Source organism: Pontibacillus sp. HMF3514 (assembly GCF_009858175.1).
In the GTDB taxonomy this organism is placed as follows: Bacteria; Bacillota; Bacilli; order Bacillales; family BH030062; genus Pontibacillus.
This window is the reverse complement of record NZ_CP047393.1, coordinates 720,927-738,939: the sequence shown is the minus strand read 5'-3', so window position 1 is coordinate 738,939 and position 18,013 is coordinate 720,927. Positions and strand designations below refer to the sequence as shown.

Annotated in this window: 13 protein-coding genes and 1 pseudogene; 5 read left to right on the top strand and 9 right to left on the bottom strand. The window is 39.4% G+C overall.

Annotated elements, in window-relative coordinates; genetic code table 11:
* Window positions 1–8 precede the first annotated feature (8 nt).
* From GS400_RS03835 to GS400_RS03815, 5 genes are all read right to left on the bottom strand, one after another.
* Entirely contained in the window at window positions 9–2,045 is a 2,037-nt protein-coding gene (locus GS400_RS03835) for an ABC transporter ATP-binding protein (RefSeq protein ID WP_160099163.1), read from the bottom strand.
* Window positions 2,045–3,793 (bottom strand): ABC transporter ATP-binding protein, encoded by a 1,749-nt coding sequence (locus GS400_RS03830; protein ID WP_160099161.1) that lies wholly within the window; start codon window positions 3,791–3,793, stop codon window positions 2,045–2,047. The genes GS400_RS03835 and GS400_RS03830 overlap by 1 nt, the downstream gene beginning before the upstream one ends.
* A 1,167-nt stretch (window positions 3,794–4,960) precedes the next feature.
* Window positions 4,961–5,176, bottom strand: coding sequence for a hypothetical protein (locus GS400_RS03825; protein ID WP_160099159.1), 216 nt, complete (start codon window positions 5,174–5,176; stop codon window positions 4,961–4,963).
* 78 nt (window positions 5,177–5,254) lie between these two features.
* The gene (locus GS400_RS03820) at window positions 5,255–6,289 is read right to left on the bottom strand and encodes a TIGR00341 family protein (protein ID WP_160099157.1); all 1,035 of its coding nucleotides are present in this window, start codon (window positions 6,287–6,289) and stop codon (window positions 5,255–5,257) included.
* 2 nt (window positions 6,290–6,291) lie between these two features.
* Window positions 6,292–6,435 (bottom strand): hypothetical protein, encoded by a 144-nt coding sequence (locus GS400_RS03815; RefSeq protein WP_160099155.1) that lies wholly within the window; start codon window positions 6,433–6,435, stop codon window positions 6,292–6,294.
* Between the two features lie 411 nt (window positions 6,436–6,846).
* Between GS400_RS03815 and GS400_RS03810 the strand changes: the two genes are divergently transcribed.
* From GS400_RS03810 to GS400_RS03790, 5 genes and pseudogenes are all read left to right on the top strand, one after another.
* The gene (locus GS400_RS03810; RefSeq protein WP_160099153.1) at window positions 6,847–8,412 is read left to right on the top strand and encodes a spore germination protein; all 1,566 of its coding nucleotides are present in this window, start codon (window positions 6,847–6,849) and stop codon (window positions 8,410–8,412) included.
* An 8-nt stretch (window positions 8,413–8,420) separates the two neighbouring features.
* Complete coding sequence (locus GS400_RS03805) at window positions 8,421–9,527, top strand: GerAB/ArcD/ProY family transporter (protein ID WP_160099151.1); 1,107 nt, start codon at window positions 8,421–8,423, stop codon at window positions 9,525–9,527.
* Between the two features lie 3 nt (window positions 9,528–9,530).
* Window positions 9,531–10,661, top strand: a complete 1,131-nt coding sequence (locus GS400_RS03800; RefSeq protein WP_160099149.1) for a Ger(x)C family spore germination protein — start codon at window positions 9,531–9,533, stop codon at window positions 10,659–10,661.
* A 199-nt stretch (window positions 10,662–10,860) separates the two neighbouring features.
* Window positions 10,861–12,380 (top strand): annotated as a pseudogene (adh, locus tag GS400_RS03795) (aldehyde dehydrogenase).
* 1 nt (window position 12,381) lies between these two features.
* Window positions 12,382–12,714 (top strand): DUF779 domain-containing protein, encoded by a 333-nt coding sequence (locus tag GS400_RS03790; protein ID WP_027447237.1) that lies wholly within the window; start codon window positions 12,382–12,384, stop codon window positions 12,712–12,714.
* A 755-nt stretch (window positions 12,715–13,469) separates the two neighbouring features.
* On the opposite strand, the gene GS400_RS03780 is transcribed toward GS400_RS03790, so the two are convergent.
* The 4 genes from GS400_RS03780 to GS400_RS03765 all read right to left on the bottom strand — a co-directional run bounded on the left by GS400_RS03780 (window position 13,470) and on the right by GS400_RS03765 (window position 17,703).
* Window positions 13,470–14,261 (bottom strand): aldo/keto reductase, encoded by a 792-nt coding sequence (locus GS400_RS03780; protein ID WP_160104503.1) that lies wholly within the window; start codon window positions 14,259–14,261, stop codon window positions 13,470–13,472.
* 186 nt (window positions 14,262–14,447) lie between these two features.
* The gene (locus GS400_RS03775) at window positions 14,448–15,668 is read right to left on the bottom strand and encodes a quaternary amine ABC transporter ATP-binding protein (protein ID WP_160099145.1); all 1,221 of its coding nucleotides are present in this window, start codon (window positions 15,666–15,668) and stop codon (window positions 14,448–14,450) included.
* The gene (locus GS400_RS03770) at window positions 15,668–16,528 is read right to left on the bottom strand and encodes an ABC transporter permease (protein WP_160099143.1); all 861 of its coding nucleotides are present in this window, start codon (window positions 16,526–16,528) and stop codon (window positions 15,668–15,670) included. Before GS400_RS03770 ends, GS400_RS03775 begins: the two co-directional genes overlap by 1 nt.
* 173 nt (window positions 16,529–16,701) lie before the next feature.
* Window positions 16,702–17,703 carry an ABC transporter substrate-binding protein gene (locus GS400_RS03765; RefSeq protein WP_160099141.1) on the bottom strand — a complete coding sequence of 334 codons (1,002 nt, stop codon included), beginning with the start codon at window positions 17,701–17,703 and terminating at the stop codon, window positions 16,702–16,704.
* Window positions 17,704–18,013 lie beyond the last annotated feature (310 nt).

Below are 18,013 nucleotides of genomic sequence, written 5' to 3'. Positions count from 1 at the left end.
CTATTATGCTACGAAATCGCGACTTCTTCCAGTCCTCCCTGCTGCATGAGATACATTTGGTAATAGATCCCTTCCACAGCAAGCAATTCTTCGTGTTTTCCTTGTTCTAGAATGCGACCGTGATCCAAGACAAAAATTTGATCTGCCTGCTGAATAGTAGATAGTCGGTGCGCAATCACAAGCGTTGTTCTTCCTTTTTTCAACACTTGTAAAGCATTCTGGATGATCGCTTCTGTTTCCGTATCAATATTCGCAGTTGCTTCATCCAAAATCAAAATCGCTGGATCGAAAGCAAGTGCTCTTGCAAAGGAGATTAACTGACGCTCACCTGCAGAAAAGGTACTCCCTTTCTCTTTTACAGGTTCATCGTACTGATAAGGAAGCTTCTCAATAAAACGATCCGCTCCTACTTCTTTAAGCGCTTTGATCGCTCGTTCACGGGAAATATTCGGATCTCCCATCGTCACATTCGAGATGATCGTCCCAGTAAAAATAAATGGATCCTGCAGTACAATCCCCATATGACTTCTCACTTGTTGACGCGATAAGGATGTCGTATCCATACCATCAATCGTAATCTTCCCTTTTTGTGGGTCATAGAACCGGAACAACAGGTTCATGATCGAGCTTTTACCAGACCCGGTATGGCCAACAAAGGCTACGGTCTCCCCTTCATTTGCCTTAAAAGAAATGTTTTTCAAAACATATTCATCTTCCTCGTAGGCAAAAGATACATCATCAAACTGAATGTTCCCTTTATAACGATTGATCGAGGTATTGTTTACTTCTTCCCCTTCATGATCCATGAGCTCAAACACTCGGCCTGCTGCAACCCTAGCTTGCTCTAGCTGAGCGAGCTGGTTTACTACGTCAATGACAGGCTGGAACAATCGGTTCAAATAGTCAACAAATGCATAAAGCACACCCACTGTAACAATCGTACCTACACCAAGAGATGCACCGCCAAAGTACCAAATGAAAGCAACAAATGCTAAGTTCCGTACGACATTAACTAGGTTAAAAGAAGTTAATGAGTTTAGCTTTAACAACTTGCTTTGGTAGGTAAAGTGGCGCTCATTCATCTCTTCAAACTCCTCCGTTGTTTGTTTTTGTCTGCGGAAAGCTTGAATAATCGGCATGCCTTGAATGGCTTCATTAATATTCCCGTTTAAATCACTTATGGTTGAACGAATTACTTCATTATATTTTCCTGCGTAAATCTTATATAGCTTCATCCAGACAGCCATGATCGGGATGAGTAATAAACAGATCGCTGCCAGTTTCGGATTCAGCAAGAATAGCGCTACATAAATCCCTGTCATATAAATCGCACTTGTCATAAATGTCGCAAGCACACGTTCATACAACTCACGAATGGCTTCCGTATCATTCGTCACACGGGCTACAATTTTCCCTGCCGGTCGATTGATAAAATAATCAACTGGCACTCGTTGAATATGCGCGAAGACATCTGTACGCATCTTTTTAATAATCTTATTTGAAGACATCTGTAAAAGATAGGTTTGGTTATATTGAAAGACTGCGGCAATCAAAAGTAAGACTACATACAAGACCAGTAACCATATAATCGAGCTCGTTTCCGGCTTAAAAAAACCATAAAGCTCATTTAACTCTAATTTCTCTGCAGGAGCTGTGATCGTCCCATCTGGAGATTCAATGGTAAAAGTCCCGCCTTCAAATGATTTCTTTCCAGTGGTCGGAACCTCTTCTGCTATAAAGTAATACGATTTACCAGATTGCAAAATCGTAGCCTTACTAGAAGTCGTATCATCTGGCTCAATCCTATCGCTGCGCTTATAAAATCCATCGTTATAAGCAACTGTGTGCTCATCATCATTTTGCTGGACCTGATACCAAGTCGTTTCAATTCCCAAAATGTGTTCATCAATGAGTCGTTTCGCAATAAATGGACCTGTTAACTCTAGCGCCACGGCTATGGTTAAGCAGATTAACCCAATAATTATCGTCTTCTTAAAAGATAAAGCATACTGAAGGAGGCGTTTTTCCGTTGACGGCTTACTCATTACGCATTCCCCCTTTCAGATTCCATTTGCTGTTTGGTAAATTGCTCGGCGTACCAAGCACCTTTTTTCATCAGTTGATCATGTGTTCCACGCTCTACAATTTCACCGTCCTCTAAAACGATAATTTGATCAGCATGTTGGACGGCTGATAAGCGATGGGCTGAAATAAGTGTGGTTTTATCCTGTCGCTCAGCTTTTAAGTGCTTAATAATGTTCGCTTCCGTTTTGCCATCAACAGCAGACATTGAATCATCCAAAATTAAAATTTCCGGATCCATAATAAGCGCTCGAGCTAAAGAAACACGTTGCTTCTGACCTCCTGAAAGGGTGACTCCACTCTCTCCAACCTTGGTATCTAATCCATTCGGAAGATTATCGATATCATCTTTTAAATGAGCTAATTCTAGAATTCGGCCAATTTCTTTATCAGAAGCGTCATCATGGCCAAACTGAATGTTTTCACGTACCGTCTTAGAAAATAAAATTTGATCCTGAGGTACGTATCCAATCCACCCTCTTGTGTCTTCTAGTGTTAGGTCATGAATGGATGCACCAGATATCGTAAGGTTTCCTTTCATGCCAGCGTATTCTCGGAGCAACTGCTTAAATAAAGTCGTCTTACCTGCTCCCGTTTTTCCAACAACTCCAATCGTGTGGCCACGTTCCACATCCAGTTTTATACCTTGTAACTGTGGACGTTCCGTATCAGGATATTGGAATGTCACATCATCAAACACAATGGTTTTTGGTAAAGGAACAGATTTCGGTTGTAACGGATCCTTCACTTCCGCTTCATAGCTCAATGTTTCATTCACACGATCAAGAGAAGCGTTACCACGTTGCATCACGTTAATCAACTCACCTACGGCAAACATCGGCCAAATGAGCATCCCTAAGTACACGTTAAAGGAAACGAGCTGACCTAGCGTGATCGTATTTTGGAATACAAGATGGGCACCATATCCTAATCCAATCGTGTAGGAAAGACCAACAAGCACTTTGATAGTCGGCTCAAACATGGCATCAATTTTGGCTACTTCGACGTTCTTTTCATATACGTCTTGTGTCATATCGCCAAAACGATTTTCATCTTGCTTTTCTTGAACAAAAGCTCGCAGTACGCGAACCCCTCGGATGGATTCCAGTACATCATCATTCATATCGCCAAAAGCATCCTGAGCCTTTGTAAACCGCTCATGTATCGTTTTACCGTACCGGTTCATGATAAGCGCCATAACAGGTAAAGGGATAAGCGCTGCTAATGTTAGCTTCCAGCTGATTGTTACGATCATAACGCCTATAATCATCAACATGAAAAAAGTAGCATCCACAAGTGTTAAGATCCCGAACCCTGTTGTCATGGAGATCGCTTTTAAATCATTCGTCGCGCGAGCCATTAAGTCACCTGTACGATACTTCCCGAAAAATGAAGATGTCATCGATAGAAAATGCTGCATTAATCTTGAGCGCATTTTACGTTCAAGTGTAAAGGCCCCTCCGAATAATAAGTAAGCCCACACGTAAGAAATAGCGTAACTCGATACAATAATTAATCCATACCATAGTAATAACTCTGTTAACTTAGCTCTCGTTAACGTTTCAAACTGGATAGCATCAATCGCCGATCCAATAAGCTTCGGAGGAATGATATCTATCCCGGCTACAATAATTAGCAGAAAAATCGCTACTGAATATCGAAGCCAATAATCTCTAAAAAACCACTGTAATTTACCTAAAACTGAAAACATAATCGTTCACCTGCTCTTCACTATAAAATTGTTTAGTTTGATTTAACTATCCGCCTTCTGCCTTCCAATCATTTAAAATCTTCATTTCTGCTAAGTAACTCACACCATTCTCCTCCTTAAAAATATTAATTTATTGCAATAGCTCCAAAAGAAGCTAGAACAACCTAATAAAAGGCATAAAAAAACACATACGCCCGAGACGTATGTGTTGTGTACACACAAAAAAGGTCACGAACGAATGTCGTGACACTAATCCCTTATGAACATGTCATAGATATTTCTAGACAGAGAAAGGAAAACGATTGGAGATCACGACCGATATAGAGTTCATGGCAATCAAACGGTTCTCTACAAAGTTTTTCATTTTAACGTGACCTCCTCTCAATAGTGAATGATTCGATTATATAATTTTCAAAATCTTACGTCAACAAAATTTAGGAAAAAATTGAAAAATATTATATTCATCTAATTTCGTGAATATTAACTCACAATCTGATATATATGTTCTTTTGTTTGAGATATGTGTGCAAAATCTCTTTTATATTCAATTAAATGGCAGTAATCTGGAATAAGCTTCTGAGTGAGATGGTGGGTTCGTTGCGTTTGTGAGGCGTGGGGGTCATTGAAACGGCAATACTCCTGCGGAAGACCGTCCAAGCCTTCTCATCCGCTACGCTCCTTGCGGGGTCTCGGCCGCCCTTTCTACCGCGGGAGTTTGCCGTTTCCTTCCCCCCCATTGGAATGTAGGTTAACGACCCCAGCTCTAATTAGTTGATCTTCTAGCGCATCAAAAGTATTATATGTAGATCAGAAATGCCATAAAAACGCTTTATCCAGGATTCTAACCCTCTTCTATCTTGTTAAGGTGCAACCAAACAGAAACACTTATTACGCTGCGGTTCCGTTAATCTCATTACGGCTAAGGTGGGCTGGGAAAACGGGCTGACTCCTCCGGAAAAACGGGCGAGCGAGACCCCGCAAGAAGCGTAGCGTATGAGGAGGCTCGATCGTTCGTCCGGGGAAAGCAGCCCGTTTCCCAGCCCGCCGCACTCCATAAAAGCAACGGAACCATACGCACCTTATCTCTATACCCAGTCTTCCACATAAGGGGGCTTAAGTTGAATAAACCTTCTATAAATAAAAGCCGCTCTAAGAAAAGAGCGGCTTTTATCGTAAAACTAAACTTCCTTGTTGAACAAGGTTTGTTACTTTTTCAATTTGTACATGTGTATGTTGAGCAATTTCTATTGGTGACGCTTTTGGATGTTCTCGAAGATAATGACGAACCGTTTCACGCTCTTCTAAGCATTCATCACAAAACATAAAAGGAGTTACTGGTGTAAGTGAGCCACAGCACTTGCAAATTCGTTGTAATGATGACATAGGTTTCGCCTCTCCTTCACTTTAATGTTTTTATAACATACGTGATAGGAAAATTTTTTCTTAGGGTCGAATGGAAAATTATTCGAATTTTATATCCTGCCCAAAATAAATAACCGAAATCAAGGACGCTACAATAAGCAGAACGAACACAATAGAAAGGGATCGAGACACATTGGCTCGCTGCACTTCTCTCCAACGTACAGGACGAATGCCTGTTAAAGAAAACACAATTACAGCAGACAATAAGATACACATAATATTTACAGTTACAAGCAAGAAAGACCCATATGCTTGGCCCCATAATCCTTTTCCAATTGACATACCTAATGCAATGTTTGGAGGTAGTAAAGCAACCGCTACCATTACCCCAACAAGATTACCAGCTTTCCTATTTAATGTAGCAATAGACCCTGCCCCACCTGCTGCAAGAGCAAGTAGAAAGTCAGAAGCCGTAACCTCTGTTCTTGCCCAATATTGATCGGTATCGACGCCAATATCAAAAATGAAATTAACAACAATTGCAATAACAACAACGATCCCCACACCTAAAAGGGAGGTAAGAGCGGCTTTGCCTAATAATCGATAGTCCCCCAAAATAGCTGCGAAAGCTGTGGCGATAACAGGACCAATTAAAGGGGCGATAACCATAGATCCAATGACCACCGCCTCACTATCTTTAATAAATCCCATTGCCCCTACTACAGCTGACAAAAAAATCAAAAGCGTATAATTCAAGGTAGTTAAACTGTTTTTTTCTACATATGTTATTAACTCATGACGACTCGCTCGCATAAGTAAAGCCTGATCATCACCTTCTTCTCCTTTTTCTTCCTCTTCTTTCTTCTCTTCAGCTTCTTCGTTTAAAGTTGCTCTAGAAAGGTAGGTTCGCACTGGAATTAACAGCGTTTCAAACCCTTCTGCTACATTAGCTACACTTTCTAGATAATTTAATATATCTTCAACCTCATCCGAATCAACTAAAATCCTCACAAGCATCCGTTCCTTAGATTCACTCGATACCCAATAGGAAGTATGAGGATGATCACGTAGCTTTTCATCAACAGATTCAAAATGCTTATTTGGGATATAGGACTCAATTAATTGTAAACTCATCATCATCTTCCTTTTCGAATATCAATTTTCAACTGACTTACCATATAAGATGCAGCAATAAAATAAGCGTAAAGAAGATTGAGCTCCAAGCATGGAACCTTCTCCTCATCCCATTCGCCTTTTGACTTCGCAACCATCCGCTCCATAAGACGAAAATTAAGAAAAGAAATGCTATTACACCTAGGATTCTTTTGTAATCCCAGAATAGATAGGCAAAACTTTGTAATTGCATCGAAATGTGTATGAAAACCAACCCCAAACCTATCCAACCGAGAGTCGCATGCATTTTCATCTCTTTACGTAAAAGAAGAGTTAAATTTCTTTTTAGTATTCGATTTTTTCCTTTTCGTATGTATAAAAGTCGCGGAAACATAGCGGAATTTATGAAGAATAGAACCGCTGCAACGAATCCCGCTATCCACAACAAGACATAACTCATACCTTACCTCCAAATATCGCAATCATAAACTTTATTGTAATCTTTTATCTATTTCTAATAAAAATCGCCATTTTCCTCATACTATGGATAATTATCATACGAGTAGAGGGGGATAATCATGCGTAGGTCGAGGAATAACAGGAGCTCTCGTAACAAAAGTTCAAATAGCTCTAATAACTCAAACAGTTCACAAAAAACAACTAGCTCGTCACAGTTGTTCCCTTGTACTATAGATCAACTTAAACAGAAACTACAAGAGACATTCAACCAAAGTCCTGATCTATCATTTCAAACATTCACCGTTCAACAACAAAAAATTGCTGTATTTTACCTACAGTATCAAATTAATAAAGACCAACTAAACAAAAGTATTTTAGATACAATCTTATCAGGAAATCAACAATGGGATTCTCAATCTATTTTAAATAAAGTCCCTCTTGGCACAGGAGCAACAAAAGATGAGATGGATCCTATTGCTAAAGCAATCATCCAAGGCTCGATAGGTGTTTATGTTGAACAGGACAGTGAAGCCATAATGTTTTTAGCACCAGAATTAGCACGACGCGCAGTTGCAAGAGCTGAGAATGAATCTCTCGTGTTAGGTCCACAAATTGCATTCACCGAATCTTTGATTACAAATATGAATATCTTACGATGGCGGTTGGATACGACTGACTTTCAAACAGAAAAAATTATAGTAGGTGAGGACGTCCCTACAGAAGTAAGGATTGTCTACTTAAAAGATCTTGCAAATGAAGAAAACGTGAATACAATACGACAACGCATTAAAGAGTTAAAAGTTGATGACTTACCGGACAGCAACATTTTGGCTCAGATGATTGAAGACAAGTCATCCAGTGTCTTTCCACAGTTACTTACTACAGAACTGCCAGATCGGGTCTGTAATTCATTAACTAAAGGGAAAGTTGGGATTCTGGTGGATAAGAGTCCCCATGCTATTGTAGCTCCTGCTTCTCTGTTTAGTTTCTTTGAATCAACAGAGGACTTATATATGCGTTGGAACATGGGGACTTTCATTCGTGTATTACGAATGTTAGCGATGCTCATTTCTATTTTACTTACACCAGCATACGTTGCTGCCCTCACCTTTCACGTTGAGATTATTCCATCCTCATTATTGGTTTCTCTTGGAAAATCAAGGGCCAATGTACCATTCCCTCCGGTCTTTGAGGCTTTGTTGCTCGAACTCTTAATCGAGTTACTCCGAGAAGCAGGAGCACGACTGCCTACGAAGGTTGGTCAGACGATGGGTATTGTAGGTGGTATCGTATTAGGTCAAGCCGCTGTTAAAGCCGGTTTCACGAGTAACATCTTAATTATTATTATTGCTTTAAGTGCCTTAGCATCTTTTACAGCTCCAAGTTATATGATGGGTACAGCGATTCGAGTGGTAAGGTTTCCAATGATTATATTGTCAGGTTTATGGGGATTGGTCGGAATCATCTTAGGGTTATCATTCCTCATTATTCACTTAATGAAATTAACATCTCTTGGAAGACCATATCTAACACCTGTTTATCCATTTCACCTTAAGGATTTCGATAACTCATTAATGAGACTTCCTTGGTCACAAAGCACTCACAGACCTTTAGGAAACCAACCAAAGAAAGTCAAAATGTATTCAGAGAAAAAAGCCAAGAAGAAAAAAGATATTGACGAGTAGGGATATCGATGAAAATAAACCTGGACATCCCAGCAGGAGTTAAAATAGAAGCCTTTTATATGTTCTTCTTAATCCATACTATGCAAATCGGTGCAGGGCTTATGGGAGTGTCAACACACATATATACGTTTGCTAAGCATGATGCCTGGATTTCGATTATTATTGCTGGAATTTGGTTGCATATTACAGTATTTGTCATGATCACAATCCTTAGACAATATCAAAACGCTGATCTATTTGGTATACAAAGAGACCTCTTTGGTAAATGGATCAATATAATACTCGGTACAGCTTTTTCAATCTATGTATTCGCCGTCTTGTTAAGTGTGCTACTAAATTATGTAGAAGTTGTGCAGGTATTTATTTTTCCGACGATGCCTACGTGGTTGATCAGTTTATTTTTGATCAGTCTCGGTGTTTACGCAGTTTTGGGAGGCATTCGTATTGTTGCAGGATCTGCATTTCTTTTCTTCTTTGCAACAATATGGTTGACGGGCTTTCTATACAAACCTATTTCATTAATGGAGATGAATCACTTTTCACCAATTATGGATGCCTCTTACAAGGAGATATTGTATGGGGCCTATAAAACATCGTTCTCCTTTATTGGGTTAGAGATTTTACTATTTGCCTATCCCTATATTAAAAACAAAAATAAAGTCCATCTTAGTGCTCAACTGGGTACTTTATTGACTGTAACCCTTACGTTTTTGGTTGTCTTTGTATCAATTGGATATTTTAGTGGTGACCAATTAGAACGCTTGATATGGGCAACTCTTTCCTTTTTCAAAATTATTCGGTTCCCTTTCATGGAACGTTTTGACCTAATTGCTGTTGCATTTTGGATGATGGTCATACTCCCAAACATCATTATTTTCACATGGTTGCTGAGTTTTTGTGTTAAACGATTATATAACATTCGCCAAAGGACAAGTGTTTATATTGTTTCAGGAACTTTGTTTCTAGTCTCCATTTTTTTTCAATACAGACTTAATATTAATACATTGACAGATTGGACTGGGAAGGTTGGTTTTTATATTGCATTTGTTTATCCTTTTGTTTTATTACCTATCGTTTTAATCAAGAAGAGAATCCAGAAAAAAGCGAGGCGATAACACATGAAAAAGCTGATCTCTTTACTCGTCGTGTGTTTGTTGCTAACAGGGTGTGTTGAAAAAAAATATATTGAAAAGTTAGGGGTCATAACCGTTATTGGCTACGATGTTTTAGAGGAAGGATTGGTTCAAGGGACAATGGTATTTTTTCAATTTGATCCAAGTGCACAGAACGTATCACAAATTATTACGAGTATTGCTAAAACATCAAAAGGAATCCGCCAAGACGGTAACCTTAAATCCAGTAAGGAGCTTGTATCGGGTCAGTTAAGACTGGTTGTGTTTGGAAAAAAGGCTGCCGAAAGCGGGACAGCAAGGTTACTTGACACATTAAACCGAGATGCTTCTATTTCAGACCTACTTTATTTAACAGTTGCAGAGGAAAACGCGAAAGATATTTTACAATCCAACAAAATGGAAGATGCAGCTGATATCGGGAACTACCTTAAGAGCCTAATTGAAAAAAACATACGTAAAGAAGTACTCCCATCAAGTACCCTTCATCGTTTTATGCATGATTATCATGACGTAGGATTAGATCCGATATTACCTATGGTTGGTCTGGCTGATGGTAAACCTGTTATCTACCACCTTGCTTTATTCCAAGGTGATCGTTTTGTAAAAAAGGTACCTGTAAAACAAGGGTTTTATTTAAAACTTCTCGAAAGTCGCTTCCGCGCAGGTCATTTAGAAACAACACTGCCTGAAGAACCATTCAAGCCATACTTACAAAGTGACCGTAATCATAAAAATGTAGAAGGAATTCAAATTGCGATGGATGAAATTAGTAGCAAAACAAAAATCAAACTCGTAGATCCAAAAGCATTAAAATTTAAAGTAGATGTTAACATTAAGACAAGAATATTAGAAATTTCCGAGGATATTCAGATACAAAACCCAAAAGTATTAAAGCTTATGGAAGAAGAACTTTCCAAAAATATTGAAAATAAGATGGAAGAGCTAGTAGAGGTCATAAAAGAAGCCCAGGTCGACCCAGTTGGCTTTGGGAAAAAATATAATGGAGCAAGTCGCAAAAAGAAACTCACAAAAGAAGAATGGCGAGAAAAGATTAAAGATATTGAAGTCGAATTTAACGTTAATGCAAAAATCCTAAGACATGGGATTATACAATAAGTTAATACTAAGGGCTGTCCTGTCTATTTCAGGGCAGCCCTTTTTCTTTTTGAGAATAAATCTCTTGCATAAACTAGTCAGAATATTTAAAATGATAATACACACTTCCTTTTACATATAAAAGCGAAGAATTTTTTTGGCCAAAATGAAAACGTTTACAGTGTGTGGAATATCCATTTATTGAAGGAGGATAAATATCATGATTTATGCAAATCCAGGAGAGCAAAATTCGAAGGTAACGTTTAAAGAACGTTACGATAACTATATTGGTGGTAAATGGACAGCCCCATCACAAGGCGAGTATTTCGATAATGTAAGTCCTGTTACAGGCAAAGCATTTTGTAAGGTTGCTCGCTCAACAGAGGATGATATTAATTTAGCAATCGATGCAGCTGAAAAGGCAAAAGCATCATGGGAAAAACTTCTACTACTGAAAGAGCAAATATATTACTTAAAATTGCGGATCGTATGGAAGAAAACCTTGAAATGCTAGCAGTTGCTGAGACATGGGATAACGGAAAGGCTGTACGTGAAACTCTAATGGCTGACCTTCCCCTTGCAATCGACCACTTCCGCTATTTTGCTGGAGCTATTCGCGCACAGGAAGGTACAATCGGTGAAGTCGACGGCGACACGATTGCCTACCATTTCCATGAGCCACTAGGTGTAGTTGGACAAATCATCCCTTGGAACTTCCCAATTTTAATGGCTACATGGAAGCTTGCACCTGCCCTAGCTGCTGGAAACTGTGTTGTGTTGAAGCCAGCTGAACAAACCCCAGCTTCTATTATGGTTCTTATGGAGCTTGTTGGTGACCTTCTGCCTGAAGGCGTTATTAACGTAGTGAATGGTTTTGGCGTTGAAGCAGGTAAACCACTTGCCCAAAGCGACCGTATTTCTAAGATTGCTTTCACTGGTGAAACAACAACAGGACGTCTAATCATGCAATATGCATCTCAAAACATCATCCCTGTAACACTTGAACTTGGTGGTAAGTCACCAAACATCTTCTTCAAGGATGTTATGGACCAAGATGATGATTTTCTTGATAAAGCGATTGAAGGGTTTGTTATGTTCGCTCTAAACCAAGGTGAGGTTTGTACTTGCCCATCTCGTGCACTTATTCATGAAGACATTTATGATGAGTTCATGGAACGTGCTATTGAGCGAGTAAAACAAATCAAACAAGGTAACCCACTCGATACTGAAACGATGATGGGTGCACAGGCATCAAGTGAACAATTAGACAAGATCCTTTCTTACCTTGAAATTGGAAAGGAAGAAGGCGCAGAATGTCTTGTTGGCGGAACACAAAACAAACTTGAAGGTGACCTAAGTGAAGGTTATTATGTGAACCCAACGATCTTTAAAGGAACAAATGACATGAGAGTCTTCCAAGAAGAGATCTTCGGTCCAGTTGTCTCTGTTACAACATTCAAAGATGATGAAGAAGCTCTCTCTATTGCGAACGATACACTTTACGGCTTAGGTGCTGGTGTGTGGACGCGTAATGTAAATACAGCTTATCATTTCGGTCGTGGTATTGAAGCTGGCCGTGTATGGACGAATTGCTACCACGCATACCCTGCACACGCGGCATTCGGCGGATACAAGATGTCTGGTATCGGACGTGAAACACACAAAATGATGCTTGGCCACTACCAGCAAACGAAAAATATGCTTGTAAGCTACAGCGCTCAAAAGTTAGGATTTTATTAATATGGAAAGAGTCACGGCAACGCAAGCTACTCTTGATTTAATTGAAAAGCTGAAGAAGAAACACGGACCTCTTCTCTTTCATCAATCTGGAGGTTGCTGCGATGGTAGTTCACCAATGTGCTACCCTGAAGACGAGATGATGATCGGGAAATCGGATGTTTATTTAGGAGAAATAGGCGGTTGTCCCTTTTATATGAACAAAAAGCAATATGAGTATTGGAAACACACCCAGCTCATTATTGATGTCGTTGAAGGCCGTGGTGGAATGTTTTCTCTCGAAGGTCCAGAAGGAGTACGCTTTCTGACTCGTTCTAAGGTTTTACCAAAAGAATAATAAACAAAGAGCTATCGAAATGAGGTTAAACTCAAATCGATAGCTCTTTTTCTTTGAAAAGTGCTCTTCTTCCATTAAAGCCCCCTTATCTGGAAGACTTGGATTCGAGATATAGGTTCGGAGGAGTCCGTTGCTTGTATGAGAGTAAGGGGGTCAGTGAAACGGCAATACTCCTGTGGAAGACCAGCTGAGCCTCCTCGTTCACTCCGTTCTCTGTGGGGTCTCATCTGCCCTTTCTACCACTGGAGTTTGCCGTTTCCTTCCCCCCTTTGCGTTTATGAAGAATAACGGACCCTAGTGTGTGAGTTCTAAACCTTACGGACATTTATTCCGTTATTTTGAACTTTTAAGGCATTTCGAGAGTCGTTACGGACATATGGTACCTTATTTGGGACAAATTGGGGTTTTTCAAGGTGATTAGATGCAAATAACGGAATAAATGTCCGTAAGCATTTCCTCACATTCTCTCTGCGGTTCCGTTAATCACCATTCGGCTAAGGTGGGCTTGGGAACGGGTTGACTCCTCCGGAAAAACGGGCGAGCGAGACCCCGCAAGAAGCGTAGCGGATGAGGAGGCTCGATCGTTCGTCCGGGGAAAGCAACCCGTTCCCAAGCCCACCGCACTCCACAATAGCAACGGAACCGCCTATCTCACTAAAACAGTTATTCCATATTACTGCCATTTAACAGAGGAACTCCCCCCTTAAAAAAACACATGTGATTTTCATAATCACATGTGTTTTATGGAAAATTTTTTATTTCGAATAATCAAACTCATCAGGATGAGGGCCGATACGCTCGTCCTTGTTTAATGACTCAAGACGATTCATTTCATGTGCGGATAATTCAAAATCAAAGATATCAGCATTTTCCGTCTGACGTTCCTTACTCGATGATTTTGGAATCGTTACAATCCCATGTTGATAATCCCAACGTAAAATGATTTGAGCAGGAGTCTTTCCGTATTTTTCAGATAGCTCTTGGATGAGCGGATCATCAAAAAACTTACCTCGTGCTAACGGAGACCAAGCCTCTAATTGAATATCATGTTCATCACAATACGCTCGTAATTCTGGCTGATTTAATTGAGGATGAAGTTCAACCTGGTTCACCATTGGTTTAATCGTAGCATCTTTTAGTAATTCATCTAAATGGTGAGGAAGAAAGTTACTGACACCAATCGCTTTAACTTTTCCGTCATTATAAAGCTTTTCAAGTGCTCTCCACGTATCCTTATACTTCCCTGGTACAGGCCAATGTACAAGATATAAGTCTAGATATTCTAAACCTAGTTTCTTTCGACTACGCTCAAATGCTTCAAGCGTCTCTTCATATCCCTGTTCATCATTCCATACTTTTGTTGTAATAAAGAGATCCTCTCGTCGCACATTGGTTTTCTGTAGAGCTTCTCCTACCCCTTCCTCATTATTATAGAACGAAGCTGTATCAATACTACGATAGCCCACTTCTATAGCGGATAACACAGCATCCCTCGCTTCACCATTTTCGACATCCATTTTATAAACACCTAACCCCATCCAAGGCATTTTCACACCGTTGTGAAGCTTTGTCGTAGAATTCAAACTCAAATCAACCGCCTCCAAATTATTATTGCTACCTCAAAGAATAACACAACCATTCAAGGATATAAAAAAAGGAAGCCTCTTAATGGGAAAAAAAGAGACTTCCTTCTTATAAAGATACATGCCGTTTGGCGTATTTTTATAGAAAAACTATACTCCAGCTTGTACAGGTTCATCTTGTTCTGATTCGTCACCAATTAATCCTGAAAGCACGTGAACACGTAGAATAAATCCTTCTACTCGATGATCATCACTTACTACAGCAAGTGGGAACTTAGAATCTAAAGCTTTTGGAATAAGGTCATTCACATATTCATCTCGTTTTACTGTGTTCACATCTGAAATGAGAATATCTTCAAGAGTCTTCTTCTCTCGAATGCCTTCAATCGCATCATCAATTGTAACAATGCCTTGCAAGTGTCGTTGGCGATCAACAACAAACACACTTGATATACCGTTATCTTTCATTTCCTTAACAGCTACTTTTAAGCCATCTTTCAATGAAACAAGAGCATTTGGCTTAATCATAATATGCTCAGCTTGAAGGACTTTTGAACGATCAATGTCTGCGATAAAGTCTTCAATATAGTCGTTTGCCGGGTGCTCAAGAATATCTTCAGGCGTTCCGATCTGTTCAACTTTACCGTCCTTCATAACGGCTACACGGTCCCCAATCTTAAATGCTTCGTTCACATCGTGTGTGATGAATACGATCGTTTTTTGCAAGCGCTCTTGAATATCTAAAAGCTCCAATTGCATCTCACGACGAATAAGAGGATCCAATGCACTAAAAGGTTCATCCATAAGCAAAATATCTGGATCATTCGCTAATGCACGCGCAAGACCTACACGCTGCTGCATACCACCTGATAGTTCATCAGGATACTTATTTTCATAACCCTTCAATCCGACAATTTCGATATTTTTCATCGCAATATCACGACGTTCAGATTTTGGAACTTCACGGATCTCAAGCCCATACTCAACGTTACCTAAGATCGTACGGTGACTAAACAAACCGAAGTGCTGGAATACCATCGCAATTTTATTTTGGCGGTATTGTTTTAGTTTAGCATTATTATATTCAACAACATTTTCCCCATCTACATAAATTCCGCCATCTGTTGGCTTATTTAAGAGATTTAAACAACGAATGAGTGTGGATTTACCACTACCCGACAGTCCCATGATAACGAAAATCTCACCCTGCTTAATATCCATTGATGCATTGTACACACCAACTGTATGACCTGTCTCAGCTAGGATTTGATCCTTCTCTTTACCTTCCTGCACCATTGGAATAATGGATTTTGGCTTAGGACCAAATATCTTCGAGATGTTTTGTACTTTCATTTTAATATTTTCACTCATTATTTAGCCTCCTTTTGGCGTTGGAAGCGGCTAGCAATACCACCTGTAATACGGTCAATTAAAATCGCTAGGAATACGATACTAATTCCGGCTTCAAAACCAAGTCCGATGTCGATACGATTAATAGCGATTAGAACTTTTTCACCAAGACCTTTCGCACCAACCATTGATGCAATAACAACCATAGCTAAAGCCATCATTGTTGTTTGGTTAACCCCCGCCATAATCGTTGGAAGGGCTTGTGGTAGTTGAACTTTCTTAAGCATCTGCCAGCGAGAAGAACCAAATGATTCAGCTGATTCAATCACATCAGAATCTACATTTCGAATCGCTAATTCCGTTAGTCGAATAACTGGAGGTAAAGCATAAATTAATGTCGCAAATACAGCTGATACGTTACCTAATCCAAAGAAGAAAATCGCTGGAATTAAGTAAACGAAACTAGGCATCGTCTGCATACCATCAAGGAGAGGTCTCATCGTAATTGAAAATCCTTTACTAAATGCCATCAACACACCTAAAGGTATTCCTAGTAGTAACGATATGACAACCGATGTCATGACTATCGCGATCGTCGTCATTAGAACGCCCCATAAACCAAATGTCCCTACAAGAAACATAAAGAATGCATACATAATACCTGAACCTAATGATTTAAAGCGCCAACCTAAAAGAAACACAATTAAAAGGAATGCCCACCAAGGCATAAACAGTAAGAAATCTTGAATACCTAAAATCGTCTGTGAAGCAATGTCACGTATAAATTGAAATAACGGTTCAAATGTTTCATCCAACCAACTTACAAAGGCATCTACATACTTCCCAATGTTAAACCTTATATCCGGAAATGAACTATTCATAGGAGAATTGTCTGTCCTCAGACAATTCATTCACCTCTCTTTTTTAAGTAATCTTTCTATGGAATTGAAAAAAGTAGTTGACCAGTAGAAGTGGGCCAACTACTTTTATTCTTATAGGACGTGTTCAAAAGGTGGAGGCACTTCGTATCGCCTCTTCATCTAAGAACTTCCTCTTATAGTGAGTCTTTAACTTTTTTAGCTACGTCCTCTGGAACCCACTCTGTCCAAAGGTCTTCATGTTGTTTTAACCACCATTTTGCTGCTTCTTCTTCAGATGCATCATTTTCTTTCATATACGTAAGTGCTTCTGCTGTAAGTTCACTGCTTGTCTCATAGTTACGTAAGAATTCAAGTACTTTTGGTGCTTTATCTTTCATGCCACTATTAACAGCAACAGTTACTCGGTTTGGCGGAATTTCTGTCCCACGGTTCTCCTCAAATGTTTCTTTATCGTAGTCTGGTTCATCAAGTAGAGTAAGATCATACATTCCTGTAACCCAAGTTGGAGACCAGTAATAACCAACCCATGGTTCACCTGACTCATAAGCATCTGATAGAGATGTAACAATTGCAGCATCAGAACCTGGACGGAAATAATTTATCTTGTCATCAATACCATATGTTTTCATCTTGGTAGCTAAGATTTCATCAACAGCCCAACCTGACGGCGCACCAATAACACGACCTTTTCCTGGATCTTCTGGGTCTTCAAATAACTCAGGATATTTTCCTAGGTCTTTTACTGTTTTTAAATCTGGAGCCATTGGTTCAATGCCACGTTCTTCGTCACCTTCAATAACGTAAGTAGGTACCCAGAATCCTTGAGCATTATCATCGAAGTTAACGGAAAGCTCCATAATTTCCTCTTTTTCAATAGCTTCGTTATAGACTTCAATAATGTTATCTGTCCACATCTCCATCATGATGTCGATGTCACCCTCACGTAAACCTTGTGTTGTAGCAGGTGTAGAACCTGAAGTGACTTCCATTTCATGTCCGTAGCCTTCTTTAATAATTGTTCCTGCAATGAAGTTGTGTACGCGAATACTATCCCAACCAGCGTCACCAAATGTGATTGTCGCAGATCCTTCACCGCTTGCATCTTCACTGCTTCCACAAGCAGCTAGTACAACAAGCATTAAAGCTGATATTAGTAATACAACTTGCTTTTTCATAAAATACTCTCCCTTTTAATTTGTGAATAGTTTCACATTTTTTACGTATTAGTTAAAGCTTTTTAGCACATACATTCTCAAATTTATGCACACGTCAGGTTCTAATCAGGAAAGACAATATGTAGAACACAGACTATAAGGAAAGGAAAACATTATTTAAGTTACGAAGATTCATTATGTCAAATTGATCATCACGTTTATGAGGTACGTGATGGAGAGGAACTTCTGTAGTAAAAAATACGTTGAATCGGTATATGAGGATGTTTTAATAGATCATGCTAAAAAACGTTTAACAGGAAATACGACTTTT